The organism is Candidimonas humi (genome assembly GCF_019166065.1).
Lineage (GTDB): Bacteria > Pseudomonadota > Gammaproteobacteria > Burkholderiales > Burkholderiaceae_B > Candidimonas > Candidimonas humi.
The window spans coordinates 767,195-788,135 of record NZ_JAHTBN010000001.1 but is presented as its reverse complement, the minus strand read 5'-3'; the positions used below and the strand labels follow the sequence as shown (position 1 = coordinate 788,135).

Annotated in this window: 16 protein-coding genes; 11 read left to right on the top strand and 5 right to left on the bottom strand. The window is 64.8% G+C overall.

Annotated elements, in window-relative coordinates; genetic code table 11:
• The first annotated feature begins 6 nt into the window (after window positions 1-6).
• Window positions 7-1,995: a MacB family efflux pump subunit gene (locus tag KVP10_RS03405; protein ID WP_343218680.1), complete on the top strand. Its 1,989-nt coding sequence runs from the start codon at window positions 7-9 to the stop codon at window positions 1,993-1,995.
• Window positions 1,996-2,484: 489 nt separating this feature from the next.
• Here the strand turns inward: KVP10_RS03405 and KVP10_RS03400 are convergent, their stop codons facing one another.
• Window positions 2,485-2,952 (bottom strand): Lrp/AsnC family transcriptional regulator, encoded by a 468-nt coding sequence (locus KVP10_RS03400; protein WP_217963025.1) that lies wholly within the window; start codon window positions 2,950-2,952, stop codon window positions 2,485-2,487.
• Window positions 2,953-3,077: 125 nt separating this feature from the next.
• Between KVP10_RS03400 and KVP10_RS03395 the strand changes: the two genes are divergently transcribed.
• Both KVP10_RS03395 and KVP10_RS03390 read left to right on the top strand, forming a co-directional pair.
• Entirely contained in the window at window positions 3,078-5,156 is a 2,079-nt protein-coding gene (locus tag KVP10_RS03395) for an alpha-ketoacid dehydrogenase subunit alpha/beta (RefSeq protein ID WP_217963024.1), read from the top strand.
• A gap of 3 nt (window positions 5,157-5,159) precedes the next feature.
• On the top strand, window positions 5,160-6,518 hold the full coding sequence (locus tag KVP10_RS03390) for a dihydrolipoamide acetyltransferase family protein (RefSeq protein WP_217963023.1): 1,359 nt from the start codon (window positions 5,160-5,162) through the stop codon (window positions 6,516-6,518).
• A gap of 55 nt (window positions 6,519-6,573) precedes the next feature.
• Here KVP10_RS03390 and KVP10_RS03385 read toward each other — a convergent pair whose 3' ends face one another.
• Entirely contained in the window at window positions 6,574-7,971 is a 1,398-nt protein-coding gene (locus KVP10_RS03385; RefSeq protein ID WP_217963022.1) for an MFS transporter, read from the bottom strand.
• Window positions 7,972-8,227: 256 nt separating this feature from the next.
• Between KVP10_RS03385 and KVP10_RS03380 the strand changes: the two genes are divergently transcribed.
• The 7 genes from KVP10_RS03380 (at window position 8,228) to KVP10_RS03350 (ending at window position 17,451) form a co-directional block, all read left to right on the top strand.
• Window positions 8,228-8,632 (top strand): DUF2946 domain-containing protein, encoded by a 405-nt coding sequence (locus KVP10_RS03380; RefSeq protein ID WP_217963021.1) that lies wholly within the window; start codon window positions 8,228-8,230, stop codon window positions 8,630-8,632.
• A 75-nt stretch (window positions 8,633-8,707) separates the two neighbouring features.
• Window positions 8,708-11,032, top strand: coding sequence for a TonB-dependent receptor (locus tag KVP10_RS03375; RefSeq protein ID WP_217963020.1), 2,325 nt, complete (start codon window positions 8,708-8,710; stop codon window positions 11,030-11,032).
• A 20-nt stretch (window positions 11,033-11,052) separates the two neighbouring features.
• Entirely contained in the window at window positions 11,053-12,576 is a 1,524-nt protein-coding gene (locus KVP10_RS03370) for a PepSY-associated TM helix domain-containing protein (RefSeq protein WP_425514637.1), read from the top strand.
• Window positions 12,577-12,838: 262 nt separating this feature from the next.
• Window positions 12,839-14,488 (top strand): iron uptake transporter permease EfeU, encoded by a 1,650-nt coding sequence (gene efeU / locus KVP10_RS03365; RefSeq protein WP_217963019.1) that lies wholly within the window; start codon window positions 12,839-12,841, stop codon window positions 14,486-14,488.
• Window positions 14,475-15,701 carry an iron uptake system protein EfeO gene (gene efeO / locus KVP10_RS03360; RefSeq protein WP_217963018.1) on the top strand — a complete coding sequence of 409 codons (1,227 nt, stop codon included), beginning with the start codon at window positions 14,475-14,477 and terminating at the stop codon, window positions 15,699-15,701. Before efeU ends, efeO begins: the two co-directional genes overlap by 14 nt.
• Before the next feature lie 22 nt (window positions 15,702-15,723).
• Window positions 15,724-17,001 (top strand): iron uptake transporter deferrochelatase/peroxidase subunit, encoded by a 1,278-nt coding sequence (gene efeB / locus KVP10_RS03355; RefSeq protein WP_217963017.1) that lies wholly within the window; start codon window positions 15,724-15,726, stop codon window positions 16,999-17,001.
• 96 nt (window positions 17,002-17,097) lie between these two features.
• Window positions 17,098-17,451, top strand: coding sequence for a gamma-glutamylcyclotransferase family protein (locus tag KVP10_RS03350; RefSeq protein WP_217963016.1), 354 nt, complete (start codon window positions 17,098-17,100; stop codon window positions 17,449-17,451).
• 178 nt (window positions 17,452-17,629) lie between these two features.
• Here the strand turns inward: KVP10_RS03350 and KVP10_RS03345 are convergent, their stop codons facing one another.
• Both KVP10_RS03345 and KVP10_RS03340 read right to left on the bottom strand, forming a co-directional pair.
• A complete protein-coding gene (locus KVP10_RS03345; RefSeq protein ID WP_217963015.1) occupies window positions 17,630-18,055 on the bottom strand; it encodes a DUF1810 domain-containing protein in 426 nt (141 codons plus the stop codon).
• A 27-nt stretch (window positions 18,056-18,082) separates the two neighbouring features.
• A complete protein-coding gene (locus KVP10_RS03340) occupies window positions 18,083-19,111 on the bottom strand; it encodes an alcohol dehydrogenase (RefSeq protein WP_217963014.1) in 1,029 nt (342 codons plus the stop codon).
• A 271-nt stretch (window positions 19,112-19,382) separates the two neighbouring features.
• Between KVP10_RS03340 and gcvA the strand changes: the two genes are divergently transcribed.
• Window positions 19,383-20,300 carry a transcriptional regulator GcvA gene (gene gcvA / locus KVP10_RS03335; protein WP_217963013.1) on the top strand — a complete coding sequence of 306 codons (918 nt, stop codon included), beginning with the start codon at window positions 19,383-19,385 and terminating at the stop codon, window positions 20,298-20,300.
• A 97-nt stretch (window positions 20,301-20,397) separates the two neighbouring features.
• Here gcvA and KVP10_RS03330 read toward each other — a convergent pair whose 3' ends face one another.
• Window positions 20,398-20,883, bottom strand: coding sequence for a DUF421 domain-containing protein (locus tag KVP10_RS03330; RefSeq protein ID WP_217963012.1), 486 nt, complete (start codon window positions 20,881-20,883; stop codon window positions 20,398-20,400).
• Window positions 20,884-20,941: the final 58 nt, after the last annotated feature.

Sequence of the window (20,941 nt, the reverse complement as noted above, 5' to 3'; positions counted from 1 at the left end):
GTCGATGTGCCGCTGATCGAACTGCGCGAGGTGCGGAAGTCTTACGGCGGCGAGGACGGTGCTGCGGCGGTGGAGGTGCTGCGCGGCATTTCGCTGTCGATCCACGCCGGCGAGTTCGTGGCGCTGATGGGCGCCTCGGGCTCGGGCAAGTCGACCCTGATGCACATCCTGGGCTGCCTGGACCGTCCTGGCGCGGGCACCTACTGCTATGCCGGCCGGGACATCGCCGGCTTCTCGGCCGACGAACTGGCGTGGCTGCGCCGGGAAGCGTTCGGCTTTGTGTTCCAGGGCTACCATTTGATCCGCACGCTGGATGCCCTGCGCAATGTCGAGGTGCCGGCCGTCTACGCCGGCTTGCCGGCGCAGGCGCGGGCCGCGCGGGCGGCGCAACTGCTGCGGCGGCTGGGATTGGGCGAGCGCCTGGAAAACCGGCCGAGCCAGCTTTCCGGCGGGCAGCAGCAGCGGGTGTCGATCGCTCGCGCCTTGATGAACGGCGGCCACGTCATCCTGGCCGACGAGCCCACCGGCGCCCTGGACAGCAAGAGCGGGGCCGAGGTCATGGCCCTGCTCGAAGAACTGGCTGGGGCGGGCCATACGGTCATTCTCATTACCCACGACCGCGACGTGGCGGCTCGGGCGCGGCGGATCGTCGAGATCCGGGACGGCCGGATCATCGCCGATACGCAGCCGGCACAAGAGCCGTCCGCAGGGGGGCCATCCGCCGCGCCGCGAGCGGCATCGCCTGCCGCTTTGCCGTCGTCCGGCGAGTTCGCCGCGCGCATGCGTGCTGGCGTCGGCCGTACCGCCAGCGCCTGGATGGACGCCCGCGAAGCCGTGGCCTCGGCCTGGCGCACACTGGGCGTGAACCGCTACCGCACGCTGCTTACGCTGCTGGGCATCGTCATCGGCGTGGCCTCGGTGATCGTCATGCTCGCCATCGGCATGGGCACCCAGGCCCGGGTCATCGAGAAGATGGCGCTGTTCGGCACCAACCGCATGTACGTCGTGCCGGGTGGCGACAACGCCCGGGGCTTGGGCGGCACGCTCTCCGAATCCGATGTGGCCCTGCTGCGGCCGGTGCCCAATGTGGCGGCGGCCATGCCGTTCCTGCAGGGGCAGGTGACACTGCGGGCCGGCAACGTGGATGCCGCGGCCCGGGTGTGGTCGGTGACCCCAGATGCCCCGCGCATCCTGAACTGGAAGCCGGTGCGGGGTGTGTTCTTCACCTGGCAGGACGAGCGGGATCTCGCGACCGTGCTGCTGCTGGGCAAAAAGGTGCGCGAGCGCCTGTTCGGCAAGACCGACGCCGTGGGCAGGTACGTGCTGGTCAACAATGTGCCGTTCCAGGTAATCGGGGAACTGGCCGAGAAGGGTGCCGTGACCGGGGATTCGGACGATGACGACGTGGTGCTGATGCCGTTTTCCACCGGCAGCCGCCGTGTGCTGGGCCAGACCCATCTTTCCTGGATCTCGGTGCTGGTGGACGATCTGTCCAAGGCCGACGCCACGGAAAAGGCCATCACTGCGCAACTGCAGGCGGCGCATCACGTGAAGGATTTCCGCATCTACAACCAGGCCGCCGCTGTCCAGGCCCAGGAAGACACGCAGAACACACTGACCCTGATGCTGGGGTTGATCGCCGCGATTTCGCTGCTGGTGGGTGGCATCGGAGTCATGAACATCATGCTGATGACAGTAAAAGAGCGCACGCGCGAGATCGGCATTCGCATGGCTACTGGGGCGCGCCAGCGCGACATTCAGCGCCAGTTCCTGGCCGAGGCAGTGATGGTCTCGCTGGTGGGCGGCTGCGCTGGCGTGGTGCTGGGCCTGGCCATCGGCGCGGCGCTGATCTTTTGGAATGTGCCGCTGATCTTCTCGGTACGCGCGATCCTGGGGGCCTTCGGCTGCGCGCTGGCTACAGGGCTCATCTTTGGCTTCATGCCGGCGCGCCAGGCCGCGCGGCTCGACCCGGTGGTGGCGCTGGCGAGCGAATGAGGGGTTGGGCTGACGACCCTGGGGGTGATCTTCCCTCTTATGAGCGTAACGATGCGAGTGCCATGGGTGGTGGATGGACTGCTTGCCAGGCTCCGTGTGGCAAGCTGACATCCAGCGTTGCCTTGCAGCTGCCGGCCCAGTTCGTTTGGGCTCTTCTGCGGATCCGTGAGACGCCGTCCATGTCAGAGGAAGGCATCGGCACAGCACGGCTCGCGGCTCGCGTGAATTTTGTCACCGGCAGATTGGCTCCGATGATCAATGAAGCGCCAATCAACGTCGCGGCCAGGCGGTCGGCAAGGCGGCGATGCCAATGCCCCCCATTATCCGGAACGGATAGTCCCAGCCCGCGAAACTTGCCAGGGAACGCCGCCATCGCGCGTATTTCCGGCTCATGGTCGGAGTCGGCCGCGACGGTGATCTAGGGGAGGGCGTACGCTGGCGCCATCGCGCCACTGCTCCCAAGATCAGGCTGAGCGCGGGCGCCGATATTCAAACCGGCAGCGCCGTGGTGTACTTGACGCGCTTGAGCGCGAAGCTCGAGGACGAGGTGGCGACGGCCTCGTGAACCAGGATGCGTTCCATCAGCAAGCGTTCGTAATCGCGCACGTCCTCGACGACCACGCGCAGCAAATAATCCCATTCGCCGGTGGTGGAGTAGCACTCCAGCACCTCCTCGTGGCTTTCCACGAAGCGTTCGAATTGCTTGCGCGCCCGCATGTCGTGTTCTTTCATGCGCACCTGGCAGAAGACATTCAGGCCGCGCCCGACCGAGTCCGGATCGACCAGCCTGACGTTGGCCCCCAGCACGCCCTTGGCCTCCATCCTGCGTATGCGCCGCCAGCATGAAGCGGCGGAGGCGCCTACCTGCTCGGCCAGGGCCGACTGGCTGATGTCGGCCTGGCGCTGCAGGACGCGCACGATGCTGCGATCCACATTGTCCAAATCGAGATTTTCCATGTTTTCTCTTTAATATGAAATAAACGTTTCAATACGGAAGCGTTTTATATGGAAATTGAAAGGAAATCATCCTATCGGAATGATAGCATTTCACTATAGAAATCTATCAGGCTAGAGGTTCCGATATGGCTCAGGTCGCATTCAAATCCATCACCCGCCCCAGGCCCGATTCCGCCATCGATTGGGAGCAGATCGCATATCTGGTCTTGCTTTCGCGGGCCATGGATCGCATCGAAGAAACCCGGCTCGTGCCGCAGAAAAAGGTGCTGTACCAATTCTCGGCCCGCGGCCACGATATGGCCCAGATATTGCTGGGCAAGCAACTGACCGGCAAGCACGACGCCGCCTGCGGCTACTATCGTTCGCGCCCGCTGCTTCTGGCCTTGGGGGTGAATCCTGCCGACGCCTTGGGCTCGGCCATGGGCCGGGCCGGCGGCTATTCGGACGGGCGCGATATCGGCGTGGTGTTCAACTATCCCAACCCCAACGGCGCGAGCGCTTTGCCCATGTGCGGCGGGGTCGGCGCGCAATACACGCCCACCGCCGGCTGGGCCCAGGCCTTGAAATACTATGTAGATACATTGGGCGATCGCGATTACGCAAGCGATATCGCCGTGGTGCTGGGCGGCGATGGCTCGGTCGCGTCCAACGGCTTCTGGTCCGCCCTGACCATCGCGACCACGCAGCAATTGCCCATGCTGTTCTACATCGAGGACAATGGCTACGGCATTTCGGTGCCGTCCACCTTCCAGACGCCGGGCGGCAACATAGCCGCCAATCTGGCCAGTTGGCAAGGCCTGACCATCTTTGACGGCGACGGCACGGACCCCGGCGAGGCGGCGCGCCTGACGCGCGATGCCGTCGAGTATGTGCGCACGCGGCGCAAGCCCGCCATGCTGCGGCTGACGATGCCGCGGCTCGAAGGCCACAGTTTTCAGGATACCCAGGGCTACAAAGACGCGGGCACTATCCAGGCCGAGCTAGAACGCGACCCCTTGCCCAAGCTCAAGGATTATCTGGTTCCCGACGTGCTGTCCGAACAAGCCTGGCAAACCCTGTCCGAGCGGGCCGAAGCCACCACCGAAGCTGCCCGCGAGCAGGCCGAGTCGCGTCCGGTCGCCGACCCGCAAAGCGTGTGCCGCCATGTGTTCTACGACGGGGAATTGCAGCAACTGGGCGGCCAGCATCGCCATGGCTACAGGGCGCCGGCCTCGACCGGCCAGGCCCAGGAAGCCGGCCAGCGCATCAATATGGTGACGGCGATCCGCCGGACCCTCGATCATGAGCTTTCCGTCAACGACCGCATCGTGTTGTTCGGCGAAGACGTGGGCCCCAAGGGGGGCGTGCATGCGGTGACACTGGGCCTGCAGAAAACATATGGCTCCGGGCGTGTGTTCGACACCTCGCTTTCGGAAGAGGGGATCATAGGCAGGGCCGTGGGCATGGCCCTGGCCGGGCTGGTGCCGGTGCCGGAGATCCAGTTTCGCAAGTACGCGGAACCCGCCACCGAGCAGATCAACGATTGCGGCACCTTGCGCTGGCGCACCAACAATCGTTTCGCCGCGCCCATGGTGGTCAGAATCCCGGGCGGTTTTTTCAAGTGCGGAGACCCCTGGCACAGCCAGACCAACGAGGTGGCTTTCGTGCACCAGCCCGGCTGGAAGGTGGCCGTGCCGTCCAATGCCGCCGATGCCGTCGGCCTGTTGCGAGCATCGCTGCGCGGCAATGACCCCGTCATCTTTTTCGAACACCGCGCCATGCTGGACCACAGCTGGGCGCGCCGGCCCTATCCGGGCGACGACTACGTGCTGCCTTTCGGCAAGGCCAGTTTCTGCCGCAAGGGCGACCAGATCACCATCGTCACCTGGGGCGCGATGGTGCCTCGCTGCGAGCAGGCTGCCGAAGGCTACAGCGCCGACGTCATCGACTTGCGCACCTTGATGCCCTGGGATCGCGAGGCGGTGCTGTCGTCGGTGCGCAAGACGCGGCGTTGCCTGATCGTGCATGAAGACCTGGGAACTGCGGGCTTCGGGGCCGAGATCGCCGCCGTCGTCGCCGACGAAGCCTTCATGGACCTGGACGCGCCAGTCTCGCGCCTGACCATGCCCGACATTCCCAGCCCGCACAATCCCGTGCTGCTGGATTGGGCCGTGCCTTCCGCGGACCGCATCCGCGACAAGATAATCGAATTGCTGGGATTTTGAGCCATGAGCCATATCGTCGATATTGTGGTCCCGCTCGAGCAGGAGGGCACCAAGGCGGTTGTCGTCAGTTGGAACAAGCGGATCGGCGAGCCCATCGAGCTGGACGAACCTTTGCTCGAACTGGAAACCGACAAGGTCACGCAGGAAGTGTCTTCGCCCGCGTCGGGCCAACTGGTCGAGATCCTGCTCGCAGCCGGGGCCGATGCCGCACCGGGGGCTTTGCTCGGGCGCATCGACACCCAGGCGCACGCGCCGAAAGAAGATTCGGCCGATGGCACAGCCCATGCCGGCGCCGGCCTTGAAGCAAGCACTCCTGCGCAAGCTGCGCCGCAAGCGCAGCCCTCGTTCAGCCCCAAGTACCTGGCGCATTACTCGCCCTCGGTGCGTCGTGCCGCACAGGAATTCGGCATAGACCCCGCCACCGTCCACGGCAGCGGCCGCGGCGGCAGGGTCACCCGCGCCGACATGCAGGCCGCGCACGACAAGCGGACCAAGCCGCTGGCCGAGCCGGCAAGCACACCTGCCGGCCAGGATCGTGCGGCGCCCGAGCCCGCAAGCACCGGCCGGGACTCTGCTCTCATCGAGCCGGGCGGGATTGCGGCGCGCGTCGAAACAGACCAGGCAGGGGCTGGTCCCGCCACGGCAAAAGGCGCCGTCGCGGGACCAGCGTCCCACATAGTGCCTCATTCCAGCATGCGGCTGGCGATCGCCCGGCACATGGCCGCCTCAGTGGCTGCCGCCCCGCATGTCACCGCGGTGTTCGAGGCCGACTGGACCGCAGTCATGCGCCATCGCGACCAGAACAAGGCCGCCTTTGCCGCCGAGGGCGTCAATCTTTCCTACACCGCTTATCTGGTCGCCGCCTGCGTGGCCGCCATGCGCGAGGTTCCCGCCGTCAACAGCCGCTGGCACGATGATGGGCTGGAAATCTTTGACGACATCAACATCGGCATCGGCACGGCCCTGGGAGAAGCAGGCCTGGTGGTCCCGGTCATCCACAAGGCGCAGAACCTGTCGCTGATCGGCATCGCCCGCCGGCTGCAGGAAGCCACGGCGGCCGCGCGCAATGGCACGCTGGACGCCAGCGACGTGCGTGGTGGCACCTTCACCATATCCAACCATGGGGTATCGGGCTCGCTCTTTGCCTCGCCCATCATCATCAACCAGCCGCAGAGCGCCATTCTCGGCGTGGGCAAGCTGGAAAAGCGCGCCGTGGTGCGCGAGATAGACGGCATCGACGCCATCCAGATCCGCCCCATGGCCTATGTGTCGCTGACCATCGACCATCGCGCCCTGGACGGCCATCAAACCAATGCCTGGCTGAGCCGTTTCGTGCAGACGCTGGAGCAGTGGCCGCTGTAGCGGCCGGCGTATCGGGCCGCCGTCCGGCCCTCCACGCCGCGGCTGATGACGCGGCCTAGCCTCGCTTGCCGCCGCGCAGCTCCGCCCCTTCGTCGGGGGACAGGCGGAAGAAGTAGAACAGCGAGCACCAGGTCAGGATCCCCACCACGATGAACGCGGGGGAAAAGTCCGTGGCGCCCAATGCGTCGGGCCCGTGGCCGTGCGAGCGGGCTGTGAGGGTGACCAGGAACGCGGCGAACGCCACGCCCAGGCTCAGCGCAAATTGCTGGGCCATGCTGGACAATGCGGTCGCCTGGCTCATGCGGTTCTGCGGCACATCGGAATACCCCAGCGTATTCAGGGTGATCATCGCGAACGAATTGAACAGGCCGCCGAACAGCAGGATGACGAAGATCAGGGCGTGCGACGTATTCGGGGTGAACAGGCCGTAGAGCGCATAGAAGACGCCCGTAAGCAAGGTCGAGGCGATCAGTATGGTCTTGAAGCCGTAGCGCCGGATGCTGGCCCGGAGCATGGCGCGCACGCTCAGCGAGCCTATCGCGGTCGCCATGGTAAGCAGGCCGGACATCAGCGGAGTCAGCCCGAAACCAAGCTGCAGCATCAGCGGCAGCAGGAAGGGCGACGCGCCCAGGGCGATGCGCAGCGGCATGCCGCCGGCCACGGCGGTGCGATATGCCCTGAACCTGAACAAGCCGGGGTCGATGACCGGGCTGGAGACGCGGCGCGTGTAGCACCAGTAAAGAAAAACGCACAAGGCGCCTACCGTGGTGAGCGTCGCGGTGACGCTGCCCGGCACCAGCCCGCGCCCGGCGGTGTCCAGCCCGCTTACCAGGCCGACCAGGCCGATGGAAAGCAGGACGAAGCCGACGATGTCGAAGCGCTGCTTGATGCGTTCCTGGGTGTCCGTGATGAATGCGCGGGCCATCAGGATGCCCAGCACGCCGAAGGGAATATTGAGCAGGAAGATCCAGCGCCACGAAACCAGCGTCACGATGATGCCGCCCAGCAAGGGCCCGGCGACACGGCCGACCGCCCCGGGCACCGTGAACCACACCATCGCCGCGACCATTTCCTGGGGCGCGATGCTGCGCAACAATATCAGGCGGCCGACGGGGACCATCATTGCGCCGCCCATGCCCTGTATCACGCGAAACAGCACGAGCTGGGGCAATGAGGTCGCCAGGCCGCACAAGGCGGACCCGAAGGAAAACAGGCCTATGGCGGCGCAGAATACGCTGCGCGCGCCGTAGCGGTCGGCGCACCAGCCGCTGGCGGGCAGGAACACCGCCAGGCTGAGCAGGTAGGAGGTAATTGCCAGATTCAGGTGCAGCGCCTCGACGTCCAGCGAGCTGGCGATCGACGGCAATGCCGTCGCCATGATGGAGGTGTCCAGATTCTGCAGGAATAGGGGGCAGGCGACCGTGATGGGGATGAGGCGCGTGCGATTGCTCATGGAATGGGGGTATGGGCCCGCGCAAATCGGCCGGCCTTGCATAAAGACGCCTATGATACCCGCGTACCGGCGGCGCGTCTGGCCAGGGCGCGGCCACAGGGGCGGGAAAGGGCGCGTGGAACCGGCGTGGCGGCCGATACTTTGCAATTTCTGTAGAATGTATCGAATTTCGCAAGTGGCGGCGCCATGTAGAAGAGAGCCCCCATGCATGGGGCGCAGCCGGCCGCCACGTCGGGCAGCAAACATAAAACAGGCAATGATTTCAGCGCACAGCAAACGATTCGTCGCGTGGCTAGGCATAGTCGCCATGCTGCTGCTCGTTTGCGCGCCCACGGTCAGCCGCTGCCTGGCGGCCGCGCAGAGCCTGACCCTGTCGATTTGTACCGAGGCGGCCCAGCCCGGGCAGGCGCCCGTGGCCATCAACGTGTCGGTGGACGGCCACCACGATGAGCAGGGCAAGCACTCGGGGTCGCATGCCCTGGACGATTGCGGCTATTGCACCTTGATGATGCACGAGGCGGCCTTGCCCTCGGTGCCGCCCGCGCTGCCTTCCATGCTGTTGCTGGTCTTGTTGGCGCTGGCGCTGCCGCCCATGCGCCGCTACACGCCGATAGGCGCCTTCCCTTCCGGCCGGCCCCGAGCCCCGCCGCGCTTTTCCTGATCCCTTGAGTTCCCAATGCCGCAATAGCGCCCAGCTGGGCGCCATTGCGGTCGTCCTCATTCGCCAGGAACAAGCATGCAAGACATTCATTTCGGGGCTGGCCCACGGCGTGGCCGGCTGCCCGCGCGCCAGGCGCTGGGCGCCCTGTGGCCGCTCTTTACGCTCGCTCTGCCCGCGTACGCCGCGGATTCCGCCGTGTCGCAGGTGCTGCCCGCCATCACGGTCACCGGCAGCCGGGCAAGCCGGCCCGCCACCGACCCCAACATACCCTCGACCACAGAGTCCGTAACGCGCGACCAGTTGCAGAACCGGAACATCGTCAATACCGAAGATGCCTTGAGCTATCTGCCCAATCTGGCGGTGCGCAAGCGCTACATCGGCGACCAGAATTCCATCATCGCCGTGCGCGGCACCAGCAATACCCAGAGCGCCCGCGGCCTGGTGTATGTCGATGGGCTGCTGGTCAGCAATCTGCTGGGCAACAGCTATTCCTTCCCGCCGCGCTGGTCGATGGCCTTTCCCGACGACATCGATCGGGTGGATGTCGCCTATGGACCGTTTTCGGCGCTGTATCCGGGCAATTCGCTCGGCGCCACAGTGCTCATCACCACGCACATGCCCGACGCGTTCGAGGCGAACGTCGACACGAAGGCCTTCAGCCAGCATTTCGATCTGTTCGGCGTCGATCGCAGCTTCAATGGTTCCGAGACTTCGGCCTCGATAGGCGACAAGGTGGGCAAGCTCTCGTACCTGATCGGCGCGAACCACCTGGAAAACACCAGCCAGCCGCTGCAGTTCGCCACTTTGCCGCTGTCGTCCACCCCCGCCACGAGCGCGGATGTGCCGGTGACGGGCGCGAAGTTCTATGACAACCAGACCGGCGCGCGCACCGCGGTGCTGGGGGTGAACGGGGAAGGCATGGTCCACACTGTCCAGGATCAGTTCAAGCTCAAGCTGCAATACGACTTCACGCCCTTCGTGCAAGGCGGCTTCACCCTGGGCTACTGGCGCGACAGCTATCGCGACGGCGATAGCACCTTCTTGCGCGACGCCGCGGGCAATCCCGTCTACCAGGGCAAGGTCGATATCGGCGGCTACGAATATGCGATACCCGCCTCGGCCATGGCCCCGAGCAGCGGCGAGGCGGAGAACTGGCTGTACGGCCTGTCGTTGAAAACGCATCATGCGACGGGCTGGAACGGCCACGCCATCCTGTCCTATTACGATGTCAGCCACAGCGTAAGCCGCCAGGCCGACCAGGGCGACGGCGTGGGACCGGGCACCGTCACCCTGGGCGATGGGACGGGCTGGAAAACCGCCGACCTGCAGGCCACCTACACGCCCGCGACGCCGCGAGCAGGCCTGGGCGCGCACTGGCTGACGTTCGGCTATCACTTCGATACCTACGCCACACAGAATGTCACGTACGACAGCCTGGACTGGCGCGTGGGCGACCACGATGCGCTCGACAATGCCTATGCCGGCCACACCCGCACGCAGGCGCTCTATGCCCAGGATGCGTGGCGCTTTTTGCCGGGCTGGAAGCTGGTCTATGGCCTGCGCTACGAGGATTGGCGCGCCTATGGCGGCTCCCAGACGCTGGGGGATGTGCGCCTGCCGTATCCCGAGGCCGGCCAGCGCCATGTCTCGCCCAAGGCGTCGCTGTCGTTTGACCTTACCGACGATGTGACGCTGCGGGCCTCGATCGGCCGGGCCTATCGGTTCCCGACCGTCGGAGAACTGTTCCAGGGCCGGATCACTGGCACGAATCTCGTCAACAACAACCCGAACCTGCAGCCCGAAGACGATTTGTCCAAGGAGCTGAGCGTGTTGTGGGCGCATGGCAATGGCCTGTATCGCGTGTCGCTGTTCCAGGACGATGTCAAGAATACGATCTTCAGCCAGACCGACACGACCGTGCTGCCCAATGTGACCAGCTTCCAGAACATCGGCCTGGTGCGATCGCGCGGCGTCGAAGTCAGCTATCAGGGGCAGGACGTAGTCATCAAGGGCCTGGACCTGCTGGCGAATGCGGCCTACACCCAGTCGCGCATCCTGGCCAATGCGCAGAACCCGGCAACTGTGGGCAATTATTTCTACCGTGTCCCGTTGTGGCGCGCGAACCTGGCCGCCACCTATCACTTCAATGACCGCGCCGCGCTGACCGGCGCCGTCCGCTATTCGGGACGCCAATACAACACGCTGACCAACCAGGACAGCAATCCGAACGTGTTCGGCGGCACCAGCACCTACACCGTGGCGGACGCGAAGTTCAGCTATCGCCTGAATCGCCACGTGGACCTGAGCCTGGGCGTCGACAACATCTTTGACCAGCGCTATTTCGTCTATCACCCCTATCCGGGGCGCACCTTTTACTTCGAAGCGAAAATCCGGCTCTGATGCCGGCAGCGAGGTTTTCCATGCAAACGCCTGTTTCTGTTTCCTTGATGCATCCGGCATCCCCGGCGCGGCCGGCGAACGCCGCGCATGCCGCTTATCGCACGCTTTGGCGCTGGCATTTCTATGCCGCGCTGTTTGTCATGCCCTTCCTGGTGATACTGGCCGTGACCGGCACGCTGTATTGCTTTCAGCCGCAGATCGAACCTTTGCTGTATCCGCACCGGTTGGTCGTGGCCCCAGTCAACGCGCCGCGCCTGAGCGAAGACGAACTGCTGGCGCGGGCGGCCGCCGCGGTGCCCCCGGGCTCGCGCGCCACCACCGCAACCATCGAGGCGGACCCCGCCCGCAGCGCGGAGTTCGTTTTCCGCTATCCGGACGGCGACAAATACAGCGTTTATCTCAATCCCTACACCGGCGTGGTGCTGGGCACGCTGAGCGTGGACCGGCGCTTCATGCAGGTCGACCGGATGATCCATCGCAAGCTGCTGCTCGGCAAGCCGGGAGAGTTGATCATGGAGCTGGCGGCATGCTGGACGCTGGTGCTGATAGGCACCGGTGTCGCGCTATGGTGGCCGCGCGGCGCGTTTACCTGGCGCGGCGTGCTGTGGCCTCGTTTCGATCTGGGCGGCCGGCTGTTCTGGAAAAGCCTGCATGCGGCATTGGGCATCTGGCTGGCGGCCGGCGCCCTGGCTTTCGTCGTCACGGGGCTGCCCTGGTCGGGCTCTTGGGGCAAGCACTTCAAGTCCCTGGCCACGCAAGTGGACCTGGGCTCGCCGCCGGGGGTCTGGGGCGGGACGACACTGCGATCGGTCATTCCGGGGCAGGACAAGCATAGCGGGCCGCCGGCGGGGCAGGGGAGTGCCGGCGCATCGGCCCACGCCGGGCACGGCATGGGCGATATGCCCGGCATGGCGATGGGCGATAGTGACATGCCCGGCATGGTCATGGACGATCTGCCTCTGCCGCAGACCGCATGGGCGGTGGGCGCCACGCATGTGCCGGAATCCCCGGAGGGCGGCTCCGCCGCCGCAAGGCCGCTATCGCTGAATCGTGTGCTCGCCATCGCCGGGGCCCATGGTCTGACCGCGGGCTACGACCTGGCCTTGCCCGCCAGCCCGTCCGGCGTCTATACCGTGTCGTATTTCCCCGCAGACCCCAAGCGCGAAAGAGTGTTGCACATCGACCAGTACAGCGGCAAGGTGCTCGGCGACATCCGCTATCGAGACTACGGCGCCGTCTCCAAGGCGGTTTCCTATGGCACGGCGCTGCACATGGGCCGCTATTTCGGCCTGGCAAATCAACTGATCTGCACCCTGATTTCGCTGGGCCTGGCGAGCATTGCGGTCACCGGATTCGTGATGTGGTGGAAGCGGCGCCCGCCTCGCGCGCTGGGCGCGCCCGCCCGGCTGCCCACGCCGGCGACGATGCGCCGCTGGAAGATCGGATTGACGACCTTGGGCGTGATCTTCCCGCTGATGGGCGGGACGATGCTGGCGGTATGGGCGCTGGACAGCGTGATTGCCCGATTCCGTATGCCGAGTTGACGGGGCTGCCGGCGGCCGCCGGCAGAAAAACGGGAGGCTTTCAGTACTTCGTAAATATCGTATATGTATTATTTAAATAATAATCATTTTCATCGTTAAAAGCCGCCGCATTTACTTGGGCAGCCGGCTGAAGCCTGGTCTTCGCTCGAATCGAAGACAACGGCACGATGGATCTTTACGGTTGGCGGCGCCAGGCCTGGCAGTTTGTCCGGGCCGCGCATGCCGGTGAGTTTTCCCGCTGCATGAGGCCTCTGGTACTCGAATGTTGGCAACGTTGGTCATAGGTTTGCGCGAAGGCCTCGAGGCGGCCTTGATCGTCGGCATCATCGCCGCTTTCCTGCGCAAGAATGGCAAGAGCCTGAAAGCCATGTGGCTGGGCGTGATTCTCGCGGTGATCTTGTCCATCGTGGTGGGCGTGGCCCTGGACTGGATCGAGCAGTCCTTGCCCCAGGCCAGGCAAGAGGGCATGGAATCGGTCATAGGCTGCGTCGCCATTTTCTTCGTGACCGGCATGATCATGTGGATGAACGCGCATGCACGCGACCTGAAGCGCCAGATCGAGGCCGAGACGGCCGAGGCCCTGGGCCAGGCCAGCGCCTATGCGTTGGCCAGCATGGCGTTTCTTGCCGTCTTGAAAGAAGGCTTCGAAACCAGCGTCTTCCTGCTGGCGACTTTCTCCGCGGCCCAGTCGGCCGCCTGGGCCGCGGCCGGCGCGGTCATAGGCTTGCTGCTGGCCGTCCTTATCGGCTGGGGGATATACGCGGGTGGGGTGCGCATCAATCTCTCGCGCTTCTTCCGGGTCACCGGCGCGTTTCTGGTGCTGGTTGCCGCCGGCCTGGTGGTGACATCGCTGCGTACCGCGCACGAGGCCGGCTGGCTGAACGCAGGGCAGCAGACCGTGCTGGACCTGTCGTGGCTGGTGGCGCCGGGGACGATTCGTTCGGCCTTGATTACCGGGGTCCTCGGCATTCCCGCCGATCCCCGCCTGATCGAGCTCGTGGGGTGGCTGACCTATCTCATACCCGTGTCGCTGCTGGTCTTCTGGCCGCCATCGCGTCGCCCCGGCCCGCGAGCCGCAGTACGGCTGCAATTTGCGAGCGCGGGGGCGCTTGCCCTCGTGGCGGCGATTCTCGCCTTTGCCTATCCCGTGCCGCAATTGCATTTGCCTCGCCTGGCGACATTGGTGGCCGCCAACGATCCCGCCACGCCGATAGGCCAGGCGGAACTCGAGGTCTCGTCCGCGCAGGCGCCGGAGCTGTCCATCCGTTTCGAAGGCGGCCATACCGAGCGCGTGTCGCTGGCCTCGGGCAAGCATGAGCATGCCTCGCACTCGGGCCTGGCGGTGTCGGCCTGGCATGTGCACACTGCCGGCGCTTCGGCCCACGCAAGACCTACGCTCACGCTGGACGAAGTCGTGGCCTTGAATCACGGGCGGATTCCGATCGGCTTGAATCCGCAACAGCACCCGGGGCCATTCCAGGCCGCATGGACGTCCCGGCGTGCGCTCGATGTCTGGACCGCCGGCGGCCATCTGCTGGATGCCTCCGGATACGAAACCGCTTTTGTCGCCCTGTCGGGCAGCGGCCTGCAAACCCCGCGCACGCTCAGCGTCGCCGGCTCGCAATCGCCGACGGCGCAGGCCTGGCGGGTTTCGCCAGATTACGTATCGCGCGCCGCCCGGGCATTGCATGGCCTGCTCGCCGAGCGATCCGAGCGCGGCTTTTGGGCGGTTGGCCTGCCCCTGGTTCTGCTGTTCGCCGCATTATTGCTGGCAGCCTGTGCCTGTCGCAATAGTCGCCGGCTCGGAAAGCTTTACCGCGCCGGCTGCGACTCCGAACAGATGTCTTCCGTCAACGGCGGTCTTGCAAACGGCCGAAACAACACCCGAGGAACCCTGAATGCATCACACTGATTCTGTCCGTATCCATGCACGCACAGTGCTTGCCGGCCTGATCGCCGCCATGATGGCGGCGCCGGCGGCTTTTGCTGCTGCGAACTCCGAGGCGCCAGTGAAGAACGGCGTGTCCCAGGTCCAGATCACGCTGAGCGGCGAGCATGGCCAGACCTGCGCGCTGGACCATACTTCGGCCAAGGCGGGGCCTGTCACCTTCACGGTGACGAACAAGACCGCGACCGCGATCACCGAGGTCGAACTGCAGAGCGACAACCGTATCCTGGGCGAGAAAGAAAATCTCGCGCCGGGCCTGCCCCCTGTATCGTTCACCTTGACCCTGGGCGGCGGCAATTACCAGGTCTATTGTCCCGGTGCCAAGCAGGAAATGCTGGCCTTCACGGTCACGGGCAAGGCCGCCGCGCAAGCGAGCGGCAGCACGGCCGCCATCCTGGCCGATGGCACCCAGGGATACGCCAAATATGTCGATGGCGTCGTCGACGCCATGGTTACTGCCGTGGACAGGCTCAAGACCGACATCGATGCCGGCAACCTCGCCAAGGCCAAGGTGGACTATCCGCTGGCGCGGCCGTTCTACGAGCGCATCGAATCCGATGTCGACGGCTTCGTGCTGCCGGGCCACAAGGCTACAGACAATGCCGGCAACCTCGACTATCTCATCGATATGCGGGCATCCAACCTCGATCCCAAGGTAGGCTGGCACGGTTTCCACGCCATCGAGCGAGACCTGTTCGAAAACGGCAAGATCACGCCCGAAACCAAGCAGCTCGCCGCCGAGCTGCAGGAAAACGTCGGCCGGCTCGACAAGCTCGTCAAGACACTGCACTACCGCCCAGAGGATCTGGCCAATGGCGCAGCCGACCTGCTCGAGGAAGTCCAGACCACCAAGATCACGGGCGAAGAAGAAGCCTTCAGCCATTATGACCTCGTCGATTTCGAGGGCAATGTCGAAGGCGCCCAGCAGGCATTCGCATTCCTGGAGCCGGGCCTGACGCATATCGATCCGGCGCTCACCAAGCGGGTCAAGCAGCAGTTCGCCAAGGTCGATACGCTGCTCGACAGCTATCGGGATCCGAAAGAGCCCGGCGGCTTCAAGCGCTATACCGCCGAGATCAAGACGGCCGATGCCGCCAAGCTGAGCCGCAGCATTCAGGCCCTGCAGGAACCCTTGTCGAAGATCGCCGAAAAAGTGGCGACCGCCGGGCGTAGCTAGAGGACCGGGCGGAGCCAGCATCATGTCGAAGACCAAAGTGCCGGGCGGCGCCGCCGCCCATCAGCTCACCCGCCGCAGTCTGTTGTTCGGCACCGCCGCCGGCACGCTGGGCGCCGCCTTGGGCGCCGGCCCGGCCGCGGCCGCTGCCTTGGGCGCTGGCGGGATGCCGGCGGACGACGAGATCGTCGATTTGTCCAGGGAATACGCGTTCTACGGCAAGGCCGAGCAGGCCGGCATCATGACGCCGCAGCAGCGTTATGTCCTGTACATGACCTTCGATCTCACTTCGAACGACCGCTCGGATCTGCAGGTACTGCTGGCGCGGTGGTCGGCGGCGATCGCGCTGCTGATGAAGGGCCGGACCGTAGGCCAGGTCGAGCCGACGCGCGCCAATGGCGTGGGCGCCGATACCGGCGAGGCGCTGAGCCTCGGGCCGGCCTCGTTGACCGTCACGGTAGGTCTTGGCCCCAATATCTTTACCGACACCTACGGGCTCGCGCACAAGCGGCCGCCGCTGCTGCGCAACTTGAAGCAGCTGCCCAGCGATTCCCTGCAGCCGGAACTTACCGGCGGCGATCTTTCGCTGCAGGCCTGCGCCGACGATCCCCAGGTGGCTTACCACGCCATCCGCGACCTGGCCCGCATCGCCAAGGACATCGGCGCGGCATCGACCCGCTGGGCCGTGCTCGGCTTCGGCCGCGCCTCGGCCGGCAAAGGCCAGTCCACGCCGCGCAACTTGCTCGGATACCGCGACGGCACGCGCAATATCAAATCGGCCGAAGAATTCGATCGCCACGTCTGGATCCAGGAAGGCCCCGCCTGGCAGCGGCACGGCAGTTACCAGGTGGTGCGCAAGATCCAGATGCATATCGAGAACTGGGACACCGACCGGGTCAGCGACCAGAACAATGTCTTCGGTCGCCGCAAAGAGTCCGGCGCGCCTCTGACCGGGCAAAAAGAGTTCGATACGCCCGATTTTCACAAGCGCGACGGCGAAGGGCAACTGGTCATTCCGGCCACGGCCCACATACGGCTGGCGGCCCACGAAAACAACGACGGCCTGAAGATTCTGCGCCGATCGTACAACTACACCGACGGCATCAATCGCTACGGCTTGCTGGACGCGGGCCTGCTGTTCATCTGCTACCAGAACGATCCGGCGCATTTCGAAGCGCTGCAGACCAAGCTGGGCGCGTCCGACGCGCTGAATGAATACATCGCCCACATAGGCTCGGCCATTTTCTTCGTGCCCCCCGCGCCGCAAGCCGGCTGCTATATCGGAGAGCAATTGTTCGCTTGATGTACGCTTGGCCGTGATAGGGCCATGAGGCAGAATCCACAGGAAAGGATAGGGCCATGCGGCAGAATCCACAGAAAATAACAGGACTATAGGAAAGTGGGTACGCCCCAAGAGCGAAACGTGCTGCTGTTCTCGTACGGAACCTTGCAGCTCGAAACCGTCCAGATCGAATCCTTCGGCCGCCTGCTGGAAGGCGAGGACGATGCCATGCCCGGCTACAGCCGGGCCATGGTGGAAATCACCGACCCCGAAGTCTTGCGCAAGAGCGGCCAGAAATACCATCCCATCGTCACGGCTACAGGAAACCCGGCCGACGAAGTCCCCGGCAAAGTCTTTCGTATCACGCAGGCGGAGCTGGCCGCCGCCGACAGCTACGAAGTGTCGGATTACAAGCGTGAGCAGGTCCGGCTCAAATCGGGGAAGAATGCCTGGGTGTATGTGCGCGCCTGAAGGCGGGCGGCATATCGCCGAGTGACCGCGGCGGCCTGCATCGGGGGTAAATGGGCCTTCCTTATAGGAAGGCGGCAATGGCGCCAATTGCGCTCGTCGGTTTCCAAATTTTCAGACGCGTCGCGCCCGCTCGCGTGTTCTTGCAACGCAGCTAAAACCTTGCGGGCCGTTTTTTCGGCTAGGCGAGCAGCTCGAGTGTGTTTTGATCCTTGCCCTCTGGATACAAACGCCGTAGCGCTGCGTCGAACCGCGGTTCGTCGGGTGCGGCGGCGGCGAACAGGGTCAGGCACGAGCGTAGTTTCAAGTCGTCGGGCGAGCCGAAAATGGCGTGCGGGTCGGTGCAATCCAGCGCCAGGAGCCGATCCACGCACAGGCGCAGCCGCGGGCCCAGCACCGGGTGCGCGAGATAGGCGATGGCTTCTTGCCGTGTAGCGATGCCATAGTATTGGGCGGTAGGGCTGCGGCCCAGGCCCCGCAATTGCGGAAACACGAACCACATCCAGTGGCTCGTCTTTCGGCCCCGGGCAAGTTCGGCCAGCGCATCCTGGTATGTGTCGGCCTGGGCGTCGACGAAACGCTGCAAGTTGAAGGCGTCCTGGTTCATGGCTGCGTGTCCTCGCATGGGCAAGGCTCAGTGCGGGTCGCCCATGGTCAGGACCATGCGAAACCTCACCTCGCCCGACTTCATTCTTTGATAGGCTTCGGCGGCCCGTTCTAGCGGCAGGGTCTCTATCATCGGCCGCACGCCTGCGAGCACGCTGAAGCCCAGGGTCTTCTCGTTGTCATAAGGCGTGCCGGTGATCGACCCCAGCACGCTGCGCTCGCCTGATACCAGGTGGCCCGTTGCGACCTGCAAGGGGTCCTTGCCGATGCCCAGCACTACCAGCCGTCCCTGCGGCGCCAGGCCGTTCATCAAGACTGACACGGCGGCGGATTGGCCTATGGTGGCAAGTATGGCCTGTGCGCCGCCCATGGCTTGCAGGGCAGTGGCGGCATCTTCTTTATCGGTGTCGATGTAGACGTGCGCGCCCAGCGCCATCGCATCCGCGGCGATGTCGTCGCCGCGCCCGATAGCCACCACCTTGAAACCCATGCGGCGCGCATATTGCAAGGCCATGTGCCCCAGGCCTCCTATGCCGAAGACGGCTACGGTATCGCCGGCCTGGGCGCCGCATTTTTTCAAGGCGTTGAAGGTGGCGATGCCCGCGCACAGTATGGGCGCGGCTTGTTCGGACGCCAGTTCGTCGGGTATCGATACCAGGCCGGTCTCGCGCGCCAGCATCATTTCGGCGTAGCCGCCGTCGCAGGTGGAGCCGACGAAGGGCTGGTTGCGGCAGAGCTGGAATTGTCCCTGGCGGCATTGGGCGCATTGTTTGCAATGGCCGCCCAGCCGGCCCACACCGACGCGCTGGCCTATGTGCCAGACCGGCGCAACGCCGCTGCCGAGCGCCGCGATGCGGCCCACGACTTCGTGGCCGGGCACTCGCGGCGGCTGCAACGCCGGGTCGGCTTTTTCTATGTCGCCGGCATCGGCGCCGCAGATGCCGCAGGCCTCGACCTCGATCAGCACTTCCCCGGCGCCCGGCACCGGGGTCTTGCGCTGTACCAGTTCGAGCACCCCGGGGCGGGGCACTTGCATGGCGCGATAATAGGCCTTCATGCGTATCACTCCAGATTCGTATATCGATTTTCGGTCGGATCGCCGGGCAGGCGCCAAGAGGAACCCCGCGGCGGCAGTCACCGCGGAAGAAAAACTATGCATGGCGATCATCGTCCGCGATGTGCAACAGAGGCCGGGAAGCCTACACCGGTTGTTTGCCAGTCCAAGTCGTTCCTAGACTGGATTCCGGGCATCGTATTATTTTCGAGCGCCTGCGCCCCTGGGTGCAAATGAGATAATCTATGCTGTATTGAAATAAAAAATTGTGTTCATGAAGACGCCCGTCTATTTGAATGCGCTGCGGGCATTCGAAGCCAGCGCCCGCCACCAGAGCTTTTCCGCTGCCGCCTCCGAACTGAACGTGACGCCGGCAGCGGTCGGTCAATTGGTCCGCACTCTGGAAGACTGGCTGGGCACGCCGCTGTTTCATCGCGGTTCCGGCGGCCGCTCGCGCCTGACCCCGACCGAGGCAGCCGAACGTGCCTTGCCGGACATACGGGCCGGCTTCGACAGGCTCGCGCTGGGCCTGAATCGCTTGCGCGAAGGGTCCAGGGACGGGGTGTTGACGGTGACGGTAAGCCCCGCTTTTGCCGCCAAGTGGCTGCTGCCGCGCATCGAAAATTTCCACGCTTTGTGCCCCGGAACCGACGTGCGCCTGGATACCAGCCTCAGGCTGGTGGATTTCGCGACGCAAGGTATCGATATCGGCGTGCGCTACGGGCGCGGCGCCTGGCCCGGGCTTGTCGTGGAAAAGCTCATGGACGAGCAGATCTTTCCGGTATGCTCGCCAGCGTGGCTGGCCAGGAACGGGCCCCTGGCCGACCCGCATGAACTGGCGGGCAAGGCGCTGATACACGATCTGTCGGTCGATACGCACATCGGCTTTGCCTCATGGGGCGACTGGCTGGCGCGCGCGGGGGCGCCCGAGATCGACACCGACCGAGGCATGCGCGTGAATAATTCCGCTGCGGTGCTGCAGGCGGCCATCGACGGCCATGGCATCGCCTTGGCCCGCAGCGTCATGGCCTGCGACGACGTGGTCGCAGGCCGGCTGGTCCGGCTTTTCCCCAAGGTGCGGCTGGAGTCGGAGCTGGCTTATTACATCGTTTATCGCCAGGAAAGCGCGGCGCTGCCCAAGCTCGCGGCTTTCCGGAATTGGTTGAAGCAAGAGACGCCGACGCCTTGTTGAACGATGCCTCGGCGCGATTTCGCAAATGCGAAGGAGCCTCGATCCGAGCCAGAAGGGCGCCGCCATGCGGGGCTGGGCGAACCGCTCTGGCACGGCACTAGCGCCATTTCCCGTCGGCCGTCTCGATCATGATGCGGCCGTTGGGTTCCAGGGTGGCGAGCTTGATATCGTGCTCGCCGGCGCAGCCGGCCAGCCGCAAGGCATTCTTGAAGTCTTCGTCGCTGATGAGTTCCCGGCGCAGCATCCTGTGGTCCACGCGGCCGTTTTCGGCCAGGACGGAAGACTTGCCCTCGGCCCACCAGCGAAAGCGCTGCGAGCGCGACGAGAGCCATGCCACGACCCAGTTCAGCACAATGAGAGTGACCGCCATGATCATGGCGCCGGTCAGCGAATTGTCGCCGCCGTTGATGCCGTTCTGCACGGCATTCCCGATCAGGATCAGCAGGATCAGGTCGAACGGGGTGAACTGGCCCATGGCCCGCTTGCCCGATACGCGCATCAAGACCGTAACCAATATGTAGATCGCGACGCCGCGCAGCACGAAATGCCACCAGGGGGCGGACAAAGCAAAGAGGTCTGACATGGAAGGCCTCCGGCCGATATGGAAGTAAAGATTCTATCGCCCTGGCGGGCTTGTGCCC

What these genes read in the sequence shown, in the direction of transcription:
- KVP10_RS03400 (WP_217963025.1), bottom strand. Translation starts at nt 2,952, where the DNA reads ATGGAAAATCTCGATTTGGACAATGTGGATCGCAGCATCGTGCGCGTC.
- KVP10_RS03395 (WP_217963024.1), top strand. Translation starts at nt 3,078, where the DNA reads ATGGCTCAGGTCGCATTCAAATCCATCACCCGCCCCAGGCCCGATTCC.
- KVP10_RS03390 (WP_217963023.1), top strand. Translation starts at nt 5,160, where the DNA reads ATGAGCCATATCGTCGATATTGTGGTCCCGCTCGAGCAGGAGGGCACC.
- KVP10_RS03385 (WP_217963022.1), bottom strand. Translation starts at nt 7,971, where the DNA reads ATGAGCAATCGCACGCGCCTCATCCCCATCACGGTCGCCTGCCCCCTA.
- KVP10_RS03380 (WP_217963021.1), top strand. Translation starts at nt 8,228, where the DNA reads ATGATTTCAGCGCACAGCAAACGATTCGTCGCGTGGCTAGGCATAGTC.
- KVP10_RS03375 (WP_217963020.1), top strand. Translation starts at nt 8,708, where the DNA reads ATGCAAGACATTCATTTCGGGGCTGGCCCACGGCGTGGCCGGCTGCCC.
- KVP10_RS03370 (WP_425514637.1), top strand. Translation starts at nt 11,053, where the DNA reads ATGCAAACGCCTGTTTCTGTTTCCTTGATGCATCCGGCATCCCCGGCG.
- efeU (WP_217963019.1), top strand. Translation starts at nt 12,839, where the DNA reads ATGTTGGCAACGTTGGTCATAGGTTTGCGCGAAGGCCTCGAGGCGGCC.
- efeO (WP_217963018.1), top strand. Translation starts at nt 14,475, where the DNA reads ATGCATCACACTGATTCTGTCCGTATCCATGCACGCACAGTGCTTGCC.
- efeB (WP_217963017.1), top strand. Translation starts at nt 15,724, where the DNA reads ATGTCGAAGACCAAAGTGCCGGGCGGCGCCGCCGCCCATCAGCTCACC.
- KVP10_RS03345 (WP_217963015.1), bottom strand. Translation starts at nt 18,055, where the DNA reads ATGAACCAGGACGCCTTCAACTTGCAGCGTTTCGTCGACGCCCAGGCC.
- KVP10_RS03340 (WP_217963014.1), bottom strand. Translation starts at nt 19,111, where the DNA reads ATGAAGGCCTATTATCGCGCCATGCAAGTGCCCCGCCCCGGGGTGCTC.
- gcvA (WP_217963013.1), top strand. Translation starts at nt 19,383, where the DNA reads ATGAAGACGCCCGTCTATTTGAATGCGCTGCGGGCATTCGAAGCCAGC.
- KVP10_RS03330 (WP_217963012.1), bottom strand. Translation starts at nt 20,883, where the DNA reads ATGTCAGACCTCTTTGCTTTGTCCGCCCCCTGGTGGCATTTCGTGCTG.